The organism is Mesorhizobium oxytropidicola, assembly GCF_056174625.1.
Map to the genome: position 1 here is coordinate 6,462,179 of NZ_CM149692.1, position 20,207 is coordinate 6,482,385.

Below are 20,207 nucleotides of genomic sequence, written 5' to 3' on the forward strand. Positions count from 1 at the left end.
GATGCCGCATTATGACCGTATCCTGATCACCGGTGCTGCAGGCCGCCTCGGCTCGGAACTGCGCAAGGGGCTGGTGCCGCTGGCGAAGACGATCCGGCTGGCGGGGCGTGAACCGTTCGGCGATCTCGCGCCGCACGAGGAGGAAGCTGTCTTCGACCTCGCCGACATGGAAGCCACGATCGCTGCGACCAAGGATTGCGACGCCATCGTGCATTTCGGCGGCGCACCGCTCGAATGCGAATGGCAGACGATCCTCGATTCCAGCATACGCGGCTCCTACCATATCTACGAAGGCGCCCGGAAACACGGCGTGAAGCGCGTGATCTACGCCTCCTCGGTGCATGCCATCGGCTATCACGAGGTCGAGGCGCATATCGGCGTCGACGCGCCAGTGCGGCCCGACAGCCTCTACGGCGTGTCGAAGAATTTCGTCGAGAGCCTCAGCCGGCTCTACTGGGACAAGTTCGGCATCGAGACGGTGTGCCTGCGCATCTTCTCGTCTTCCCCGAACCGGCGGACCGCCGCATGCTGTGGTCATACCTCTCCTTCGCCGACTGCGTGCGGCTGGTCGAGGCATCGCTGACCGCGCCGCGCGTCGGCCACACCATCTCCTTCGGCATATCCGACAACAGACTGAAGATGGTCGACAACAGCGGCGCCAACCATCTGGGTTTCGTCCCACAGGACAGCGCCGAACCGTTCCGCGCCGCGGTCGAAGCCAAGACCCCCATTCCCGATCCGAAACGGCCGTCGGTAAAATATCTCGGCGGCTGGTTCTGCGAACTTGGCCACCCGGATGACAAGCCGGCGTGACGGCAGGATGATGCGCCGTCCGGTATTTCTCCGACATGCCGCCGATCTGTCCGTCATCTCCTCCGTGCCGCGGTGACCTTGCCTCGCCTCTGACAAGGGAGCCGCAGCACCGAAGCATGCTTCATCCCCATTCACCTGAACCTACTCGAAGGAATAGGTGAAACCTTCCTTGGAGGCGCCGACGGTGACCTTTGTCATCTTTTCGCCCGCAAGCGACCGGTTGAGCACGCCGCGGCTCAATTCCGGCAAGAGCGTGTTGGTCAGGATGGCATCGATCATGCGTCCGCCGGATTCGATCTCGGTGCAGCGGGCCTTGACCAGATCCATGACACCGTCGCCGATCACCAGTTCCGCATCGTTGGTCGCCCGCAGCCGGCGCGCGATCTTGGCGAACTGGTGACGGGTGATGGCCTCGATCATGGAATCCGAGAGCGGGTAATAAGGAATGGTCACCACCCGGCCGAGGAAGGCCGCAGGGAAGACCTTCAGCAATGGGCTGCGCAAGGCGGTATCGAGATCGTCGAGCCCGGCCCGCAATGTACCATTTTTGGTGCGGTCCATGATGACCTCCGAGCCGACATTCGAGGTGAGCAGGATCAGCGTGTTCTTGAAATCGATCCGGCGGCCCTCGCTGTCGTCCATCATGCCTTTGTCGAAGACCTGGAAGAAGATTTCGTGCACGTCGGGATGCGCCTTCTCGACCTCGTCGAGGAGGATGACCGAATAGGGTTTTCTGCGCACGGCCTCGGTCAGGATGCCGCCCTTGCCGTAGCCGACATAGCCGGGCGGTGCGCCCTTCAGCGTCGAGACGGTGTGTGCCTCCTGGAACTCGGACATGTTGATCGAGATCAGGTTCTGCTCGCCGCCATAGAGCGTTTCGGCCAGCGCCAGCGCGGTTTCGGTCTTGCCGACGCCCGAGGGGCCGCAGAGCAGGAACACGCCGACCGGCTTTTCCGGCGCGCCGAGCCCGGCGCGGCTGGTCTGCACGCGTTTGGCGATCATCTCCATGGCGTGATCCTGGCCGACGACCCGCTCCGAAAGCGTGGTGGCGAGCTTGAGCGCCTTTTCGGTCTGGCTGGACAGCATCCGTCCCGTCGGGATGCCGGTCCAGTCCTGGACGACAGCCGCCACGGCATTGCGATCGACGGACGGCAGGATCAGCGGTGTCTCGCCCTGCGCCTCGGCCAGTTCGGCCATCAGCTCACGCAACCGGGCAAGGTCGGCCACCGGATCTGACGGCGCAGGATCGGCAACCGCCGGCGCCTCGGCCTTGGCTTTGGCCGCCTTGGTCTTCGTCGTTTCCGCCTTCGCCGTTTCAGCCTTGGGCGGCTCGGTCTTGAGCGGTTCAGTCTTGGACGGCTCAGTTTGGGGCACCTTGGTCTTTTCCGCGTCCGCCGCCGCGGTTTTCGGTATCGGCCTCGGCGGTCGCCGCCGCATCGAGCGGCACGCCCTCGCCGCGCAGCCTGGCGCGCAATTCGAGGATCTCGGCGACCAGCGCCTTTTCCCGATCCCAGCGCTGCTGCGCTGCCGCCAGAGTGACCTCGCTTTCGGCAAGCCCGGTCTCGACGCGGGCCTGCCGCTCGGTCACCTCGATGCCGATCGCGGCCTCGCGGCCGATGATGCCGCGCTCGACCTCCAGCGCCTGGCGGCGGCGCAGGATGTCCTCGACCTCGGCCGGCGTGGCGTGCTGCGATATGGCAACGCGAGCGCAAGCGGTGTCGAGAAGGCTCACCGCCTTGTCCGGCAATTGCCGTGCCGGGATGTAGCGATGCGACAGGCCGACAGCCGCCTCGATGGCCTCATCGAGTATCTGCACCTCATGATGCTTCTCCAGCACGCCGGCGACGCCACGCAACATCAGAACGGCCACCGCCTCCGACGGCTCATCGATCTTGACCACCTGGAAACGGCGGGTCAGCGCCGGGTCCTTCTCGATGTGCTGCTTGTATTCGGCCCAGGTCGTTGCCGCGATGGTGCGAAGTTCGCCCCGCGCCAGCGCCGGTTTCAAGAGATTGGCCGCGTCGCCGGTGCCTGCCGCGCCGCCGGCGCCGATCAGCGTATGGGCTTCGTCGATGAACAGAATGACCGGCGTTTCGGACGATTGGACCTCATCGATGACGGCCTTCAGCCGTTTTTCGAATTCGCCCTTCACGCTGGCGCCCGCCTGCATCAATCCGACATCGAGCATGCGCACGCTGACGCCTTGCAGCGTCGGCGGCACGTCGCCTTGGGCGATACGCAAGGCAAAGCCCTCGACGACCGCGGTCTTGCCGACCCCGGCCTCACCGGTCAGGATCGGGTTGTTTTGCCGGCGTCGCATCAGGATATCGACGATCTGCCGGATCTCCGGATCACGGCCGACGACGGGGTCGATCTTGCCGTCGCGGGCGCGCTGGGTCAGGTCGGTGGCGTATTTGGCCAGCGCCGAATCCCCGCCCGGCCCTCGTTTCATCGGCGTTTCTGTGGCGGGCGTCGCCGGAGCGACGCCGGCTTCGAGCGAGCCTTCCGTGACATCGGCGAACCGCGAGATGACGGCGTCGGCGTCGATCTTGTCAAACTCACCGCTGATCTTCGACAACAGGCCTTCCAGCACCGGCGTCTTCAGGCAAGCAAGCAGAATATGCGCGCTGCGGACTTCCTCGACGCCGAACTCGAGCGTCGCCAGGTTCCAGGCTTCCTGGATGGCATGAAAGATGTGGTCGGAGAATTCCTCGATCGATGTCGCGCCATAAGGCAATTTGTCGACGGCGCGGGTCATGTCGGCCGTGAGCCGGCTCGCATCCACGCCGGCATCGGCGATGATCATTTGCACATCCGTGCGGTCGGAAAGCACCAGTTGCTCGATGAAATGGACGAGTTCGACGTAAGGATTGCCGCGCAGTTTGGCAGCGTCGGCGGCAGCCTTGAAGGCGCGGACACCCACAGGATTGAGCTTGCCGACCAGTTCCTTGCGTTTGAAAGTCTGCGATGACCGGCGCTGTTCCATCGAACGTGCTCCTGCGATCTGCCAGCCGATAACGTGCCACATAAGGCGTCACTTGACAAAGCGCGTGATGGACCGATGTCGGGATGCCCGGTTTAGCCGGCTCCTTTCCATTTGTGGAAAGTCCCGCATTACAGGCTGGAAACAGCCACGGAATTGAATGCCTCTCCGCAATGCGGTTCGCATGCAGCTTTGGCAATCATACCACGGATTTCGGCCCTCGAGAGCGATCGCATTTAGCTTCTGTTAATTTTTGAGCAGTCGTTGAATTGTGGTAAAGTGCAACCGTGTGATAACGTCGCGTCACTTACGGTTTGAGGCCGGTCGCTGGGGGTTTGTGTGCTTGATGTCGCACTCTGGCTTAGTCCGCTCGACGGTGGAAATCCGTCAGGGGAGGATTTGCGCAACGACCCGGCTTTTCATGAGCTGGAGCGCCTGACGGAGCCGGAGATCAAGGTCGTCCACGACGGCAACAACAAGCCCACGTCGCAAAGCACCATTCCGGTCGACTGGTCCGCCGTGCTGGCTAAGGCGGCGGAATTGCGCGCGCATGGCCGCGACCTGCGCCTGCTCGTCATCGTCACCCGCGCGCTGGCCAATGAAGAAGGACTGGCCGGGCTGGCGCAGGGGCTGACCCTCATTGCGCAGACCTTCGACCAGCATTGGGAAACCATGCATCCGGCGCTGCGGTCCAACGCTGCGCCGCGCGATGCTGCCTTGCGCCGCATCAACGCGCTGCTCGACCTGCAGAATGGTCAGGACGGGTTGTTGGCGAACCTGAGGCAGATGATTTTCTTTGCGCCACGCTCGATCGGGCCGATCAGCGGACGCGACCTGGAGCAGAGCGCGCTCGACGACCGTGTCATGCTCCAGGAAGCCGCCTCTGGCTTGAACACGGCGGAAAAGGCCGCACTGGTCAGCGCGCACGGGCAATTGTTGAACCGGGTGCGTGCCGGATGCGCGGCGCAGGCGGATCAGGCCGGTGCGGAGATGGTCGCGCTCGTCGCCGACGCCCGGGCAGCGATCGCTGCCCTTGATGCGGTCGAAACCGCCCTCAACGCGCGCCTCGAGGGCGGCGGCGCTCCTGTTCCGGAATTAAAACGGTTTCTGCAGCGTTTGCTGACGACCCTCGAACGGAACGCGGCAGCCGGCGCCGTGGCGAATGGCGCGGCCAAGACGCCCACCCCGGCAGAACCGGCAACGTCTGCTCGAAACGGTCATGGAGCCGATACTATGGCAAGTACGGCAAGCTACACGGAGACCAGCACCGGGCTTCCCGACCGGATCTCCTCGCGCGACGACGTGGTGAAATGCCTCGACCTGGTCGTCGCCTTCTATGACCGCACCGAACCGTCGAGCCCGATCCCGCATCTGGCGCGGCGCGTTCGCCGCATGGTGCACATGGATTTCGTTGAACTGATGGAAGATCTCGCCCCGTCGGGGCTGAAGGAATTCCGGCTCCTTGCCGGCGTTCCCGATGTCAAGAAGACGGCTCAGAAGGATGAAAGGTAACAGCACATGCCAGCCGAAAGCAAAGCGAAGGTCATAGAACGAAATCGCGCGCCGCGGGTGCAGATCGCCTACGATGTGGAAACCTACGGTAGCCCGACGACGATCGAATTGCCGTTCGTCATGGCCGTGATGGCCGACCTTTCCGGCGCTTCGCAGACCAGGGAAGCGTCAAAATCGGTGCTGGACCGGGCCTTTGTCGAGACCGACGCCAACCGCTTCCCCAAATTCATGGAGGCGCTCGGGCCGCGCGTTAAAGCCCGGGTGAAGAACACGCTGCCGCAGGCCGAAGGCCAGGAGCGCGACGAGGAACTGGCGCTTGATCTCACCTTCACCAAGATGGGCGATTTCGCCCCGGACAAGATTGCCGAGCAGGTGCCGCAACTGGCCGAGATCCTCAAGATGCGTCGCCAGCTCGAGGAACTGCTCGGCTTCATGGATGGTCGCGTCGACGCCGAAAAGCGCATCGCGCAGCTTCTGAACAACGAGCCGTTGCTTGGCAAGATCGCCAACCAGGCGCTCGCCGACGACGACAAGGCAGGGGAGTAAACCATGGCCGAACAGCAAAAGACTGCCGCCGTCGCCGAGGCCGAAGCCATCGACCTTGGAGAATTCAGCGGGCTCCTGGAGAAGGATTTCAAGGTCAAGAAGGACGACAGCGAGAAGCTGCAGCAACTCGTGCGCAATCTTGCGCTCGCGGCGCAATCGCGTTCCGAGACCACGACCATCTCGTCCAATGCGATCAAGTCGATCAAGTCGCTGATCGCAGGCATCGACAAGATGCTGACGGCACAGGTCAACGAGATCCTGCACGCACCGGAAGTGCGCGAGATGGAAGGCACATGGCGCGGCCTCTGGTATCTGGTCAACAACACCGAGACGGATCAGAAGCTGAAGATCCGGGTGATGAACATCTCCAAGGAGCAGCTGGCCGACACGCTCGAAGACTATGAAGGCCAGATGTGGGACCAGAGTCCGATCTTCAAGAAAGTCTATACGGACGAGTATTCGATGCTGGGCGGCGAACCGATCGGCTGCGTGATCGGCGCCTATGAATTCTCCAACCACCCGCGCGATGTCGGCCTGCTGCGCAACATCTCCGGCATCTGCGCCTCGGCGCACACGCCGTTTATCGCAGCCGCCTCGCCCCGCCTGTTCCGCATGGACAGCTGGCAGGAATTGCCCAACCCGCAAGACCTGCAGCAGATCGTCTCCAACCCGGCCTATGCCTCGTGGCAGTCGCTGCGCGAGAGCGAGGACGCCCGCTATATCGGCCTGACCATGCCCCGCGTCCTGGCCAGGCTGCCCTATGGCACCGATACCGTTCCGGTAAAGGGCTTCACCTTCGAGGAAGAGGTGCACGGCGATCACAACAAATATGTCTGGATGAACGCCGCCTTCCCGATGGGCGTCAACATCAACCGCAGCCACAAGCTTTTCGGCTGGGGCACGCAGATCCGCGGCGTCGAGAATGGCGGCACGGTGCTCAATTTGCCGGTGCACAGCTTCCCGACCGACGATGGCTCGATCGCGATGAAATGCCCGACCGAGGTCGCCATCGACGACCGGCGCGAGGCCGAACTGGCCAAGCTCGGCCTGATGCCGATCCTGCACCGGAAAAACACCGATCTGGCGGCCTTCATCGGCGCTCATTCGCTGCAGGACGACGAGACGCGGGCGGGCCGGCTGGTCGACCCCGATGCGCAGTCGAACGAAAGGCTGAGCGCCAACCTGCCTTATCTCTTCCCGGTTTCGCGCTTCGCGCACTATCTCAAGGCGATCGCGCGCGACAAGGTCGGTTCGTTCAAGGAGCGCTCCGACATGCAGATCTGGCTGACCGAGTGGATCAACCGCTACGTGCTGGCCAACCCGGCCTTCGCCGACGACAAGGCGCGCGCCAAGCGCCCGCTTGCCGCGGCCGAGGTCCAGGTGGACAGCGTCGAAGGGCGGCCGGGCTACTACAACGCCCGCTTCTATCTGCGCCCGCATTACCAGTTGGAAGGCATCAACGCCTCGCTGCGGCTGGTATCGGAACTGCCGTCCGTGAAGACCTGATTTGCAGCAACCTGACCTTGTTTCGTTTGAAAGCGGTGGAGAGAGACAATGCCAATGAAGATCGATGGTTTTCTGAAGGTTCCCGATATCAAGGGCCCAAGCACCCGCGACGGCCACTCCGACGAAATCGAAATCCATGGCGTCGACTACAAGATGGTCGCACCCTATGACCCGAATTCGCTCTCACGCCGTGGGCGCGTGTCGATGGGCATGATCAAGTTCATCAAGCACTACGACAAATCCTCGCCCTATCTGAAAAAGGCACTGTTCGAGAACAAGGCGCTGGATGAAGTGGTGTTCTCGGCCCGACGGACCATCGATGGCGAGACCAAGGATTATCTGGTCGTCACGCTCACCGACGCCTCGATCATGGAATACGACATGTCGCAGGCCGAGGATGAGGAAGACCTGATCCAGGAAGAAGTCAGCTTCGCCTACAAGAAGATCAAGTTCGTCTATGACGGCAATGATGAAGCCGAAATGGATGTCTATGTCGGCAAGTGAGGTTCGGCGGCCCGGCGCGGGCAAGCAACAGATCGCGGGCAGCCTGCGGGCGAAAAGCGAGGCGGTCCAGCCGTCGCTGTGGGATCGCCTCGTCAACGACCTGCCGGGCCTGACCTCGGAGATAGACGGGCTGCGCCATGTCCTGTTGGACGAGCTTGGCGCGGACCGTCTCGACAGCCTCGTTGCCGGCAGTGCACGGACCATCGATGCCGATGCGGAGCTGACGCCCGATCAGAAACGGCGTCTGCATCGCCTGGCCTTTCAGACCCAGCACCGCGTCGAGATCGAAAGTCGCGGCGTGGTGGTATCGGCCCGCGTGCTCAGGGAAGCGGTGCGGCGCGACATCGAGGCGCTGTTCAACACCGAGCGCTTCGAGGCCACGCCGCTGCTGTCCGACCTGGAAAATGAGCAAATGGCGGACAATCCACCATCGCTCGCCGATTTTCCCGAGGTGCGTCGAAGCGTGGTCAATTACGGCGTGCCTTCCTTCTCGGGGCGGTCATCGCGCGACTTTGACCGCGACGTGCTGGCGCGCGAAATCCGCTCGGTGCTCGCCACTTTCGAGCCGCGCCTGCAGGAAAGCGCGACGAAGGTTACCGTCACCCTGGGCGACAAGACCGTGGGGCTGAAGATCGAGATCGATGCCGTGCTGATCATGACGCCCACACCGGAACGCATGCGCCTGCGCACGACGATCAATCTCGACAACGGCTTGGCGCGGACCGAAATTAGGGACGCCTGAGATGGATCGCGTCTTCGTCGAATATTACGAGGAGGAACTGACCCACATCCGCGGCCTTGCGGCGGAATTCGCCGACATGCATCCGGCGGTGGCGCGCAACCTTTCCCTCGATACGGTGCCCTGCCCGGATCCTTATGTCGAACGGCTGCTGGACGGTGTCGCCTTCCTCGCCGCGCGCACCCGGCTGAAAGTCGACGCCGAGCGCTCGCGATTTTCGCGCAGCGTGCTCGAAGTCCTCTACCCCGATCTGGTCACGCCGGCGCCCGCGACGGCGATGGCCGTGCTGAAACCCGGCCAGCAGGTGCAGACCATGCCCGCCGGCCATGTCGTCAAGCGCAACACGCGGCTGGTCTCCAGCCTGCAGCCCGGCCTGTCGACGCGCTGCACCTTCTCCACCGCGCAGGACATGACCCTGTGGCCGATAGCCATCACCTCAGTCAGCTATTTTCAGGATCGCAGTGCGCTGGCCGCGGCCGGCATAGGGCCGATCGGCGGCACCGGCGGCGAGGCGGCACTGCGTCTGGCGGTGACGCGGACTGGAAAAGGCAAACTCGACGAATTGGCGCTCGACCAACTCGACCTCTATTTTGCCGGACGCACCAAGGCACCGCTTCTGTTCGACGCGATTTTCGGCGCCTGCGTGGCTGTCGGCGCACGACCGGAAGGCAAGACCAATCGGCTGTCGCCCTTGCCGGCGCCCGAAATGGTCGGCATCAGCGACGACGAGGCCTTGATGCCACGTACCCGCCCGACATTCGAAGGGTACCGCCTGCTGCGCGAATATTTCATCATGCCGGAGCGCTTTCACTATGTGCGGGTTCTGGGGCTGCAGCCGGTGGTGCGCCAATGCGAGGCCGGACTGGAGATCATCCTCCTGTTCCGCCGCCCGGTGCCCGAACTCGCCGACCTGACGCCAGCGGATTTCGAACTTTTCGCGACGCCGATCATCAATCTGTTCGAGCGTGAGTGCAACGTCGTCGAGCTCGATCAGCGCAAGACGCGGCAGGTGCTGCACGCTGACCGGACGCGGGCGCGCGACTTCGAGATCTATCGTGTCCTGCGCGTCGAGGATGCCGACAGTGAAGGCAGCGACGCGGAGATACCGGAGCTGTTCAGCCTCGGGCAGAACCGTGGCAGCGGCTGGGTCTATTCGACAGAACGGCGCCCAAGGCGGGCAACGGAGGATGAACGGCGCGACGGCCTGACCCGCACATCATACACCGGGGATGATGTTTTCCTGGCCGTATCCAGACCGCTCGCAAGTCCCGCGAACCGGCCGTTGAAGCGTCTCGACATCATGGCGCTTTGCACCAACCGCGACCTGCCGATCCTTGATGACAATCCGACCTTGACGCTCGAGGCCGGTGACCCGGTCGAATCCGTTCGGCTGCTCGGTGCGTTGCGTCCGCCGCAGCCGGCCATCCCCGCGGCGCTGCCCGCCGGGGCCAATGGCGAATCCCGGGCCGACGATCTCGCCTGGCGAATGGTGGCGCAGCTGGCGCTCAATTTCTTGAGCCTCGCCAAGGAAGGCCGCGGTGTCGACCCCCTGCATGCGCTGCTCGATCTGTACGCCGACCGCGGCGATCCGAGCCTTGCCCGCAACGTGCATTCGATCGTGCGCATCGACTCGCGCTCGGTGATCGAACGGCTGCAGATCGACGGGCCGATGTGTTTCGGGCGTGGCACGGAAGTGACGCTGCATGTCGATCAGTCAGTGCTGGCCGGGCAAAGCACCTTGCTGCTTTCGGCCTTGCTGGCGCGGCTGTTTGCCCGTCATGCCGGAATAAACGGCTTCGTGCGGACCCGCACGCGGCTGCTGCAGAAGCAGGAGGATGTGCCATGGCCGATGACGCCCGGCAATCGCTACCTGATCTAGACAGGATACCTGATCTGGACAAGATCGGCCCGGACTGGGCCGAAGCTCCCTCCGAAGCGTTCGACTTTTTCGAACTGCTGCGCCGTCTCGAACAACGGGGCGGCCTGTTCGGCCATTCCGGACGCCCCGACCGCGAGCCGGCAAGGCTCGGCCAACATGTGCGGCTGGCCTTTTCCGCGCGCGACCTGGTGCAGTTCCGCGAAGCCAGCGACAAGGCGCCGGCCCGGGTCACGGTCGCAAATCTCGGCCTGTTGGGGCCTGAGGGCCCAATGCCGCTGCATCTGACGCGCTGGGTGCTCGACCGCCTGTCGCAGCGCTGGTTCGCCGGCGCCGACGCGCAGCAGACCAGCGACACGACATTCGTGGATTTCGTCAACATCCTGCAGCACCGCATGATTGCCCTCTACTACCGGGCCTGGGCCGACGCGCATCCGGCGGTCCAGGTCGAGCGCGCGGTCGGTGGCCGCGTTCGCGCCATGCTTGAAGCGATGGCGGGGATCGGACTTCCCGGCACCCAAAATCCCGATCTCGACACCGTCAAGCTCCGCCAGGCCGCGTCGCTCGCCAGTCAGGTCGACGGCCCCGAACGGCTGACGCTGTTCCTGGCGGAAGCGTTCAAGGTGCCGGTTCAAATCAAGGAGTTCATCGCCGCCTGGATAACCATACCAACCGGGCTGCAGACCCGCCTCGCCAAAGCCTATGCGGGACTGGGCAAAGGGGCGACGATCGGCCCGCGCGTTTTCAGCCGCCAAAGCAGGATCGAACTGCGCGTCGGCCCTCTCGGTTTCGAGGAGTTCAAGGCGTTCCTGCCGGGCGGCTCGCGCCTCAAGCTGTTCAAGCAGGCCGTCCGCGACATGGTCGGGGAATCACTCGACGTCGACCTGCGCATCGTGCTGGCGCGTGAAGCCGTGCCGCCGCCCCGTATCGGAGCGGTCCAACTCGGCCGGACCGCCTGGCTTGCGCGGCCCGCCGAAAGGGGCGATGCTGACGATCTGCGGCTGCGGACAATTGTCGGATGGCGGCCGGAAATGGCGGGGGTCGCGGCATCAGCCTGCTGCTGACGCTGGAGCAAGGGCCACGCACCCAGGCGGTACGGCAGACCCGGCTGGACGAGGGCGAGCTGGTGATCGGCCGCAGCGCGGACGCAGGCTGGCAGATCAACGATCCCGACATGTTCGTTTCCCGCGCCCATTGCAGGATCACGGGCGGGCGAGACGGCTATTTCGTCACCGACACGTCGAGCAGCGGGCTGTACATAAACGACTCCGACAGCCCGCTTGGTGCCGGCCAGTCGACGCGCCTTCAAAGCGGCATGCGGCTGAGGCTTGGCGACTATGTCGTCCATGTCGACCTGCAGACGCCAACCGCCCAGGCACAGCCAGCCAGCCAGCCGGTTCCGGAACGCCTGCCGCCGGGATCGCGGGCGCCGCTGAACATCGGCAGTGACGACTTCTTTCCGCCAAGATCGAGGAAGAGCCGCGACGGCCACGGCCGGCCGATCTGCCGAACCCGTTCGAGCAGCCGGTTGCGGGCGCGTTCGAACGTGCCGCCTCCAGCCAGCGCAGCTCGCCTGCCTTCGATGACCCGTTCAGCCTCGACCCGGTTTCGACGCCTGTGTCGAAAGACGCCGCCGCTTACCGCGAACCCGGCGGCGCGGCGAGCCAGACGGACCCATTCAGCCTCGACCCTGCGCCGTCCCTCGGCCGCGGTGCCCAACTCGCTCCGGGAAAGCCGTCCGATTTCAGTGATGATTTTGCTTTCGGGCCAGCCGCCACAGCCGGTTCGGCAAACGGTGTCGGCCAGGCCGGACAGCGTGAGCGCGTCGCCCAACGACCCGCCAATCCCTGGGATCCGCCTGTGCAGGCAGCTGACGCCCCTCCTCCAGTCCGCACAGGTGCCGCAGCCACGCCAGCCCGCCCGCCGGTAGCACCGCAGCCGGGCGACATGGCGCTTCGCTCCGCATTCCTGCGTGGCATGGGCGTCGAGGAAGCCGATTTCCCGGGGCGCGACAGCGTCGCGGAAATGGAGAAGTTCGGCCGCGAATACCGGTTGATGATGGAAGGCCTGATGCAGCTTCTGCGCAAGCGGGCCGAGGAAAAGGGAAATGCCCGCGTCGCCCAGACCGTGGTCGGGGCTTCCGAAGTCAATCCGCTCAAGTTTCTGCCGACGGTCGACGACGCCATCGTCACGCTTCTCGCCGAGCGCAGCCCCGGATTTCTCACCGGCGAGGCGGCTATCGCCGACGCGGTTCGCGATCTTGCGCAGCATCACGTGCGCGCCTGGCGCGGCGTGCAGGCCGCCTTGCGCCGGATGGTCGACCGTTTTGACCCGGCAGCGATCGAGGAAGAGCTGAAATCGAATTCGGCGATCGGCACCCTGCTTTCGGGCGGGCGCGGCGCCAAGCTGTGGGAGCTCTACCAGAAACGCCATCGTGAAATCGCCGAGAGTGCCGAGAAAAGCTTCCTTGGCGAGATCGGCGCCGATTTTCGGGACGCATATGAGGAGGAGTGAAACATGATCGACCGACGCGAATTCATCGTTGCCCTGGGCGCGACCGGGCTGCTTGCGGCTTGCCAGAGCGGCCCGCCGAAACCTTCGGTGATCACCGTCAACGTGACCGGCGGGGCCGGCATGAACCCGGGACCGGGCGGCGGCGACCGGCCGGTGACAGTTCTCGTCATGCGGCTGCGCAGTACCGGCAAATTCAATTCCGCCGACTACTTCGCGCTGCAGGGCGATGCCGGCTCCGCGCTGGGCGGCGATCTCATCGGATCCGACCAGATCGCTGTCGGGCCGGGAAAATCCGCGTCCAAGACCATCACCGTCGAGCCGGACGCGACGGCGCTGGGCTTCGTGGCCCTGATCCGCGAGCCTACCGGCAAGAACTGGCGGACGACCAAGTCGGTGTCGGCGGGATCGAAATTCACGATCAACGTCACGGTTGGCAGCGGTGGCATTTCCGCCTAGCGGCCAAAGCAAGGGAGCTCGATGCAGAGAGTAGCGGCATGAGCGAAGCAAACAGGGTGCTGTGGTCCGAAGGCCTTTTCCTGCGGACCCAGCATTTCCAGCAGCAGGATCGCTTTTTCGAAGCGACAGTGCGCGGCGCGTTGCAGGCCGGGCAGTTGCATACGTTCGGCTTTCAACAGCTGACGCTGGACCAGGCGTTGCTGGAGGCCGGCCAGATTTCGATCCTGTCGGCACGGGGCATTTTTCCGGACGGAACGCCCTTCTCCATTCCCGACATGATGGACGCGCCGCGACCATTGCCGGTCACCCCGGACACGGTGCCGGACCGGTGCTGGTCGCGTTGCCGCTGGAACCTCCCGGTGGTGTCGGCTTCGATCCGGCACACGCCGCCGCCTCGGGAGCACGCTATCATGGGCGGATCGTTTCGGTGCGTGACGCCGTCCAGGGCGGCTCGGATCCTGAAGAAATCGAAATTGCCCGTCCGCAGGCGCTGCTGCTTGCGCCCAGCAGGTCGGTCGGCGGCTACACGGCCTTGCCGATCGCCGACCTCAAGGGGATTCGAGCCGATGGCGGCGTCTCGCTGGACGAGGCCTTCCTGCCGCCGACACTGGTGACCGGCGCGGTGGCCTGGTACCGGCAATTGCTCCAGGAAGTTGTCACCGGCCTCGACCAGATCGCCGAGGCGCACGGCAAGATGGTCATGGGCGGACCTGGGCGCAGCGTCGAAGACCTGCTGATGCTCAATCTCGCCAATGCGGCGCGGCCGCGGCTGGCCCATATGCTGGCGCAGGATGTCTTCCATCCGGCCGAGCTTTACCTGGAACTTGCCGGGCTCGCCGGTTCGATGGCAACCTATGGATCGAGCGCGCGACGGCTGGGCGAGTTGCCGGCTTACGATCACATGGCGCCCGGGCCTGCCTACATGGCGCTGGCGGATGCGCTGCGCTCGCTCATCCTCAGCCTGCGCTACATCGAACCGAAATCGCGGGCGCTGCCGGTCATGCGGCATTCGACCAATGTCTGGAAGATCCGCATCGACAATCCGAAGCTGCTGGTCGCCAGCCGCATCGTCATCCGGGTCGGTTCGGAGCTGTCGGAAGACGCGCTGCGCAAGATCTTCGTCAACCAGGCGACTGTCGGTTCGGCCGACCAGTTCGAGGGCCTGTGGAAATCGCGTCTGCCGGGCATTCCGCTGAAACCGCTTCATTCCCAGCCGCGCGAGATCCCTTACGACGGCGATCGGCTGTGCCTCGAACTGGACCAGAAAAGCGAGCACTGGGCGTCGCTGCTCGATGCCCCGGCTTCGTCATCGGCGTTTCGGGCGTGTTGCCAAGCGAGCCGCAGGTGGACTGCTACTCGGTGAACAGGTGAGATGATGAGCCGCGATGATCCTTTCGGACTGTCGGAGGATCGCGAACGCACCCGCATACGATTGACCGGCGCGCCGACGCCGCGCCCGATGGCGCCGCTCCTGCCGGGCGCGGCGGTCAAGCGGTCGCGCACGCACCCGAACGCGCTCGTCAACGCATTCGCGCCCCTGCTCGAGTTCGCGCCCGAGCTTGAAAGCGCGCTGGCGCCGGAGAACCCGGAAGCCCTGCGCACCCGTCTGCTCGAAGAACTGGTTCGGGCACGCGACACGGCAATGGCGACGGGATCCTCGATGGAGCGGGCCGACCAGGCGGCCTGGGTGGTGGCGGCGTTGCTCGACGACCTCGCCCTGAACACGCCTTGGGGCGGGGCCAGCGCCTGGCCGCGGCAGCCGCTGGTGGTGATGCTGCGCGGCGATGTCGATGCCGGCACGCAGTTCTTCACGCGTCTCGACGAGTTGGAACGCCATCCCAACCGCGACCGCGAATTGCTGGAGTTGCAGTATGATTGCATGGCGCTCGGCTTCCGCGGCAAATACCGCGTGCCCGGCCGGTCGGGCGACCGGTCGCTCAACGCCGTTCGCGTGGCGGCGGCACGCTTCCTGCGCGATGCCGACGCAGAAGGCGCGCCGCTGTCGCCCAACTGGAAGGGCGTGATCGCCTCCGACGAGCCGCAGCGCTTCATCGTGCCGATCTGGGTCATGGCGCTCGGTGCGGCGGTCATCGCCACCGCCATCCATGTCGGGCTGTCGATGGGGCTGAGCAGCCAGGCGGTCGAACTATCAGCCCTTGTGCGCGCACTGCCGCCGGCTGAACGCGGCGATATCAGCCGGACGTCGCCCAAGGTCGACGCCCCGCCGCCGGAGAAAGTGGATTTTGCGCTGTTGCCCGAATTCCAGGCTGGTGCGCCCGCCGGCCTCAAATCCGCGCTCAGCGGCACCGAGAGCGTTTCGCTGGCCAAGCTGGTCATCCAGGCCTCCAACCCCGAACTGTTCCAGTCGTCGCGGCCACAACTGACCGACGGCTTCGAGCCGCTGATCGCTTCGATCGCCAAGGTGATCCTCGCCAATCAGGAGCTGATCGGCAACATCACGGTGATCGGTCATACGGACGGCGTTCCCCTGCAAAAGACCAATCCGCTGTCGACCAACCAGCGGCTGTCGGAGGCGCGCGCGCAGACGATCGCCGACATGCTGGTCCAGAACGGGGTGCCGCAGGACCGCGTTCATTCCGAGGGCCGCGCGGCCACCGATCCAGTGGCCAGCGACAGCACGCGCGAGGGGCGAGCCTTGAACCGCCGCGTCGAGGTGCTCGTCGAAAAGAGGCTGTGAGATGTTCATCCTGCGCTTCCTCTGGGCGGTCCTGACATCGCGCTGGCTGTGGACGCTGATCGGCATCACGCTGCTTTCCCTGGTCATCTGGGTATTCGGTCCGATCGTCAGGGTCGGTCCCTATTCGCCTTTCGATTCCGACAATGTGCGCATTGCCATGATCGCGGGGCTGATCATCCTGTGGTTGATCTGGCTGATCGTCGCGCAGCGCCGGGCCATCCGCGCCAACCGCATGTTCGTCGCCGAGATCGCCGCGCCGGTTGCGGAGAAGCCCCTCGGGCCCGGCGAAGAGAACGTCGCCGCCGTGGGCGCCAAATTCGCCGAGGTGATGGCCGAACTGAAACGCCGCAAACTCGGCGGACGCAAATTCCTGCGCGAGATGCCATGGTATGTGATCGTCGGGCCGCCGGCCACCGGCAAGACCACGGCCTTGCGGCAGTCCGGACTGAATTTTCCGATCGACCTCACCGACGATCTGCAAGGGGTCGGCGGCACGCGCAACTGCGACTGGTTCTTTTCCGAGAACGCGGTTCTGATCGACACCGCCGGCCGCTATGTCCAGCAGGAGAGCCAGCCCGATGTCGACGCGGCGGAATGGCTGGGCTTCCTCGACCTTCTGAAGAAGCATCGCGGCCGGCGCGCGCTCAACGGCGTGATCGTCGCGCTGTCGATCGACGTGCTTTCGGAGGGCGACGAAGCGATCAAGGCGCACGGCCGCAAGATCCGCCGCCGGCTGGCCGAGCTCAACGACCGGCTGGAAATCCGCCTCCCGGTCTATCTGATGCTGACCAAGGCCGACCTGATCAAGGGTTTCGAAGCGTTCTTCGGCGGCCTGTCGACCGCCTCGCGCGAGCAGGTCTGGGGAACGACCTTCGCGCTGGATGCGCGCGTCGATGCCAAGACCATCGAACGCGAGATTTCGACACTGGCGACGGAACTGGAGCGGCGGCTGGTGCCGCGCCTGGAGGATGAGGACAAGCTCGCCGCCCGTGCCGATATCTTCAGGTTCCCGCCCAGCTGTCCAGCCTGTCCGAACCGATCCAGGTTCTGGTCGAGGCGATGTTCGGCGAGAGCCGCTATGAAGAGGCCGCATGGCTGCGCGGCCTCTATCTGACATCGGCGACGCAGGAAGGGGCGCCCATCGACCGGCTGACCGCAGCACTGTCGTCGTCCTTCGGCCTGCCGCCACGGCGGGTCCTGCCAGCGCCAAGGGTCGAGAAGCGCAGCTTCTTCCTGAAGAACCTGCTCACCGACGTCATCTTCAAAGAGGCCGGCCTCGGCACGTTCGATCCGCTGGCGCAGCGCCGCCGCGCGTGGATCTGGCGCGGTGCAGCGACCGCATGTGCAGCGGCCGCCCTGCTGGCCGGCGGGCTGTTCACCTGGTCCTATTTCGACAACCGCAACGCGATCACGGCCCAGGCAAGCCAGTTCGAGGCGCTGCAGACGCCGCTGACTTCCGTTGCCGCAAACCCGGCATCGGTGCAGCAGCCCGCCATCGACAGTGCGCTCGAGGCAATGGACACCGTCGCAAACGCCCGCACAGCACCGCCGGGCAGCGCCCAGGATCTGCTGGGCCCATCGGCCTCGGCGGAACTGGTGCGGGCGCAGACCGACACGTACGACCACGCCCTGCGCAACGTGCTCGAGCCGCGTATGGTCGCGCTGCTCGAGGCGACCATGTGGCGGCAGATCCGCGATCCGGATTTCATGCTCGGCGCGCTCAAGACCTATCGCATGATGACGGGCCTGTCGCAGATGGATCCCGATTTCGCCCAGAACTGGTGGGTGAACAGCCTGCCCGAATTCGCGGCCGCGGCACCATTCCCGACCGCCGATGCCGAAGAGCATCAGCTTGCCGCCATTCGCCGCATGGCGGTCGACGAAAGCTATGTCGCGCCCGACCAGGCCCTGGTCGCCGAAGCGCTGAAAACGGTGTGCACGATCTCGTTGCCGGCGCGTGCCTACAAGCAGTTGCTGGCCGATCCGGAGGTGGCCGGGCTCAAGGAGTGGATCCCTGCCAATTTCGCCGGCCCCAATGGCGGCAAGGTGTTTGCGCGGCGTTCCGACAAGACACTTCGCGTCGGCATTGCCGGGGCCTTCACCTATGCCGGCTTCCACGACGCCATCCTCGACCGCGTCGACGATGTCGCCGCCCAGGCGGCGCTCGACCGCGCGGTTTTCGCCGGCGGCTGCTCGGAGAATTCCGAAACCTCGGTTTCGGCGCTGTCCGAGGACATCCTGAAGCTCTACTATGACGACTACATCGCGCAATGGGACAGCTTCCTGCGCGACATGCGGCTCGCGCCGTTGACCGATCTCAATGTCGCCAGCGAAAACCTGAAGGATCTCTCGAGTGCCGATTCAGCCCTGAAACGGCTGCTGACGGCGATCGTCCAGGAGACCGAACTGACGCGTTCCGACGAGGCGCCTGCTGACGACAAGGCGGCAGCCAAGGGCGCCTCCAAACTGCTCGGCAAGTTGGGAAAACTCGGCAAGCTGGCGACAAGCGGGGCGAAACTGCTGCCCCGTGCCGGGTCCGCCACAGAGGTGGACCTGACCGGCAATCTGGTGGCCGAACATTTCAAGCCGCTGAAGAGCACCATCGCCGAGGTCGACGGCCAGCCGCCGGCACTCGATGCCGCCGTCGTCGCGCTGACCGCGCTGTCGAACGTCCTGCAGACGGTCACCGCCAACCCCAATCCGCAGGATGCCATCAAGAAGCAGGGTGGCCTTGCCGAGCTGACCGGCGCGGTCGCGAGGCAAGCGCAGATCTTGCCCGACCCTATCAACGCCTGGCTCGGCGGCATTGCCGGCGACACCAGCAATTTGACGCAGAAAGCGGTCACTTCGGAGCTCAACGCTATCTGGCGGGCGGACATACTGCCGTTCTGCCAGGCCGCTTTGGACAACCGCTACCCGTTCAGCGCCGACAGCGCGGTCGACGTCAACGTGCGCGATTTCGCCCGCCTGTTCGGGCCGGCCGGGCTGATCGACGGCTTCATCAACGACCACCTGATCAACTATGTCGACACCACCAGCCAGCCATGGAAATGGCGCGCCGATTTCGGCCTCGATCCTTCGGCGCTGGCGGCGTTCGAGCAGGCCAGGCATATCCGCGACGATCTCTTTCCCGGAGGGACGGGACCGGTGATGAGCTTCACGCTCGAACCAAAGGACCTGTCTCCCAACGTCACGCGCGTCACGCTCAATCTCGATGGCCAGACGCTGGTCTACTACAACAACGCGACGCGGCCGCAACCGATGACCTGGCCCGGCAAGGACGGCACCGGGGTCATTTCGCTCGCGTTCCAGCCCATCGACGGATCGCCCGAAATCATGCTCAACGAGACCGGCAGCTGGGCCTGGCTGAGGATGCTGCGCAGCGGCCGTTTCGCCGGCACGTCGCTCTCCGATGTCTACAGCCTGCGCCTGGGCACGAAAGGCATGTATGCCGATTTCGAGCTCAAGGCGGCCAGCGTCGAGAACCCCTACAATCTGGAGATGTTCAAGAAATTCTCATGTCCGCCGCAGATATGAACACCGGATTCTTCGGCAAGATCCCGGCGACCGGAGATTTCGTCGCCGCCAACCTGCCGCGGACTTTCATCGACCGCTGGGACCGCTGGATGTCGATGGAATTGCTGGCGCGGCCCGACGAGGGAGACCTCGACACCCGCGCATGGCGCTTCATCATCCAGGCTGGCATTTTCGGCGACCAGCCCTGCGCCGGCGTGTGGCGGATGAGCGAGGATCGCGTCGGCCGGCGCTATCCATTCGCCATCGTGCGGTTGGGCCCACCGCCGGAGCCCCTCGATCCGTGGTTCGACGCCGTCGTGGCGCTCATCCAGAGTTGTGTCGGCGACTATTGGCCGCAAACAAGATTGGCCGAGCAACTGCAGGATTTACCTCCTCCCGGCTCGGCTGGTGATCCGCCACGAATTGCATTTTGGAGTGATGATTGGCAGGTCAAAGAGTTCAGTTTCGCCGACATCCAGGATCTCGCTGCCAATGCCTTGCCGGCGATGCGCGCGGCACCGGCCGAAACGGTGGAATTCTAAGC

10 protein-coding genes and 5 pseudogenes are annotated in these 20,207 nt (G+C 64.7%); 14 read left to right on the plus strand and 1 reads right to left on the minus strand.

The window, feature by feature from the left end:
• Position 1: 1 nt before the first annotated feature.
• A pseudogene (locus tag AC0V8S_RS32345) lies at positions 2–813 on the plus strand (NAD-dependent epimerase/dehydratase family protein).
• Positions 814–954: 141 nt separating this feature from the next.
• Here AC0V8S_RS32345 and tssH read toward each other — a convergent pair.
• Positions 955–3,799: pseudogene (tssH, locus tag AC0V8S_RS32350) on the minus strand (type VI secretion system ATPase TssH).
• Positions 3,800–4,135: 336 nt separating this feature from the next.
• Between tssH and tssA the strand changes: the two are divergent.
• The 13 genes and pseudogenes from tssA (at position 4,136) to tagF (ending at position 20,205) form a co-directional block, all read left to right on the plus strand.
• Complete coding sequence (tssA, locus tag AC0V8S_RS32355) at positions 4,136–5,308, plus strand: type VI secretion system protein TssA (RefSeq protein WP_475435599.1); 1,173 nt, start codon at positions 4,136–4,138, stop codon at positions 5,306–5,308.
• 6 nt (positions 5,309–5,314) lie between these two features.
• Positions 5,315–5,854 carry a type VI secretion system contractile sheath small subunit gene (gene tssB / locus AC0V8S_RS32360; RefSeq protein WP_095199080.1) on the plus strand — a complete coding sequence of 180 codons (540 nt, stop codon included), beginning with the start codon at positions 5,315–5,317 and terminating at the stop codon, positions 5,852–5,854.
• Positions 5,855–5,857: 3 nt separating this feature from the next.
• Entirely contained in the window at positions 5,858–7,360 is a 1,503-nt protein-coding gene (gene tssC / locus AC0V8S_RS32365; protein WP_183456807.1) for a type VI secretion system contractile sheath large subunit, read from the plus strand.
• A gap of 54 nt (positions 7,361–7,414) precedes the next feature.
• The gene (locus AC0V8S_RS32370) at positions 7,415–7,864 is read left to right on the plus strand and encodes an Hcp family type VI secretion system effector (protein ID WP_416361774.1); all 450 of its coding nucleotides are present in this window, start codon (positions 7,415–7,417) and stop codon (positions 7,862–7,864) included.
• On the plus strand, positions 7,851–8,606 hold the full coding sequence (tssE, locus tag AC0V8S_RS32375; RefSeq protein WP_183465171.1) for a type VI secretion system baseplate subunit TssE: 756 nt from the start codon (positions 7,851–7,853) through the stop codon (positions 8,604–8,606). The genes AC0V8S_RS32370 and tssE overlap by 14 nt, the downstream gene beginning before the upstream one ends.
• Before the next feature lies 1 nt (position 8,607).
• On the plus strand, positions 8,608–10,482 hold the full coding sequence (gene tssF / locus AC0V8S_RS32380; RefSeq protein ID WP_183456805.1) for a type VI secretion system baseplate subunit TssF: 1,875 nt from the start codon (positions 8,608–8,610) through the stop codon (positions 10,480–10,482).
• Positions 10,446–11,543 (plus strand): type VI secretion system baseplate subunit TssG, encoded by a 1,098-nt coding sequence (gene tssG, locus AC0V8S_RS32385; protein WP_475435601.1) that lies wholly within the window; start codon positions 10,446–10,448, stop codon positions 11,541–11,543. The genes tssF and tssG overlap by 37 nt, the downstream gene beginning before the upstream one ends.
• Positions 11,528–12,993 (plus strand): annotated as a pseudogene (tagH, locus tag AC0V8S_RS32390) (type VI secretion system-associated FHA domain protein TagH). The gene tssG and the pseudogene tagH overlap by 16 nt, the downstream one beginning before the upstream one ends.
• A gap of 3 nt (positions 12,994–12,996) precedes the next feature.
• Positions 12,997–13,449, plus strand: coding sequence for a type VI secretion system lipoprotein TssJ (gene tssJ, locus AC0V8S_RS32395; protein WP_183456799.1), 453 nt, complete (start codon positions 12,997–12,999; stop codon positions 13,447–13,449).
• A 38-nt stretch (positions 13,450–13,487) separates the two neighbouring features.
• Positions 13,488–14,820: pseudogene (gene tssK / locus AC0V8S_RS32400) on the plus strand (type VI secretion system baseplate subunit TssK).
• A 4-nt stretch (positions 14,821–14,824) separates the two neighbouring features.
• Positions 14,825–16,147, plus strand: a complete 1,323-nt coding sequence (gene icmH, locus AC0V8S_RS32405) for a type IVB secretion system protein IcmH/DotU (protein WP_475435604.1) — start codon at positions 14,825–14,827, stop codon at positions 16,145–16,147.
• 1 nt (position 16,148) lies between these two features.
• Positions 16,149–19,684, plus strand: a pseudogene (gene tssM / locus AC0V8S_RS32410) (type VI secretion system membrane subunit TssM).
• Positions 19,666–20,205: a type VI secretion system-associated protein TagF gene (gene tagF, locus AC0V8S_RS32415; RefSeq protein ID WP_475435606.1), complete on the plus strand. Its 540-nt coding sequence runs from the start codon at positions 19,666–19,668 to the stop codon at positions 20,203–20,205. Before tssM ends, tagF begins: the two are co-directional and overlap by 19 nt.
• The last annotated feature ends 2 nt before the right edge of the window (positions 20,206–20,207 follow it).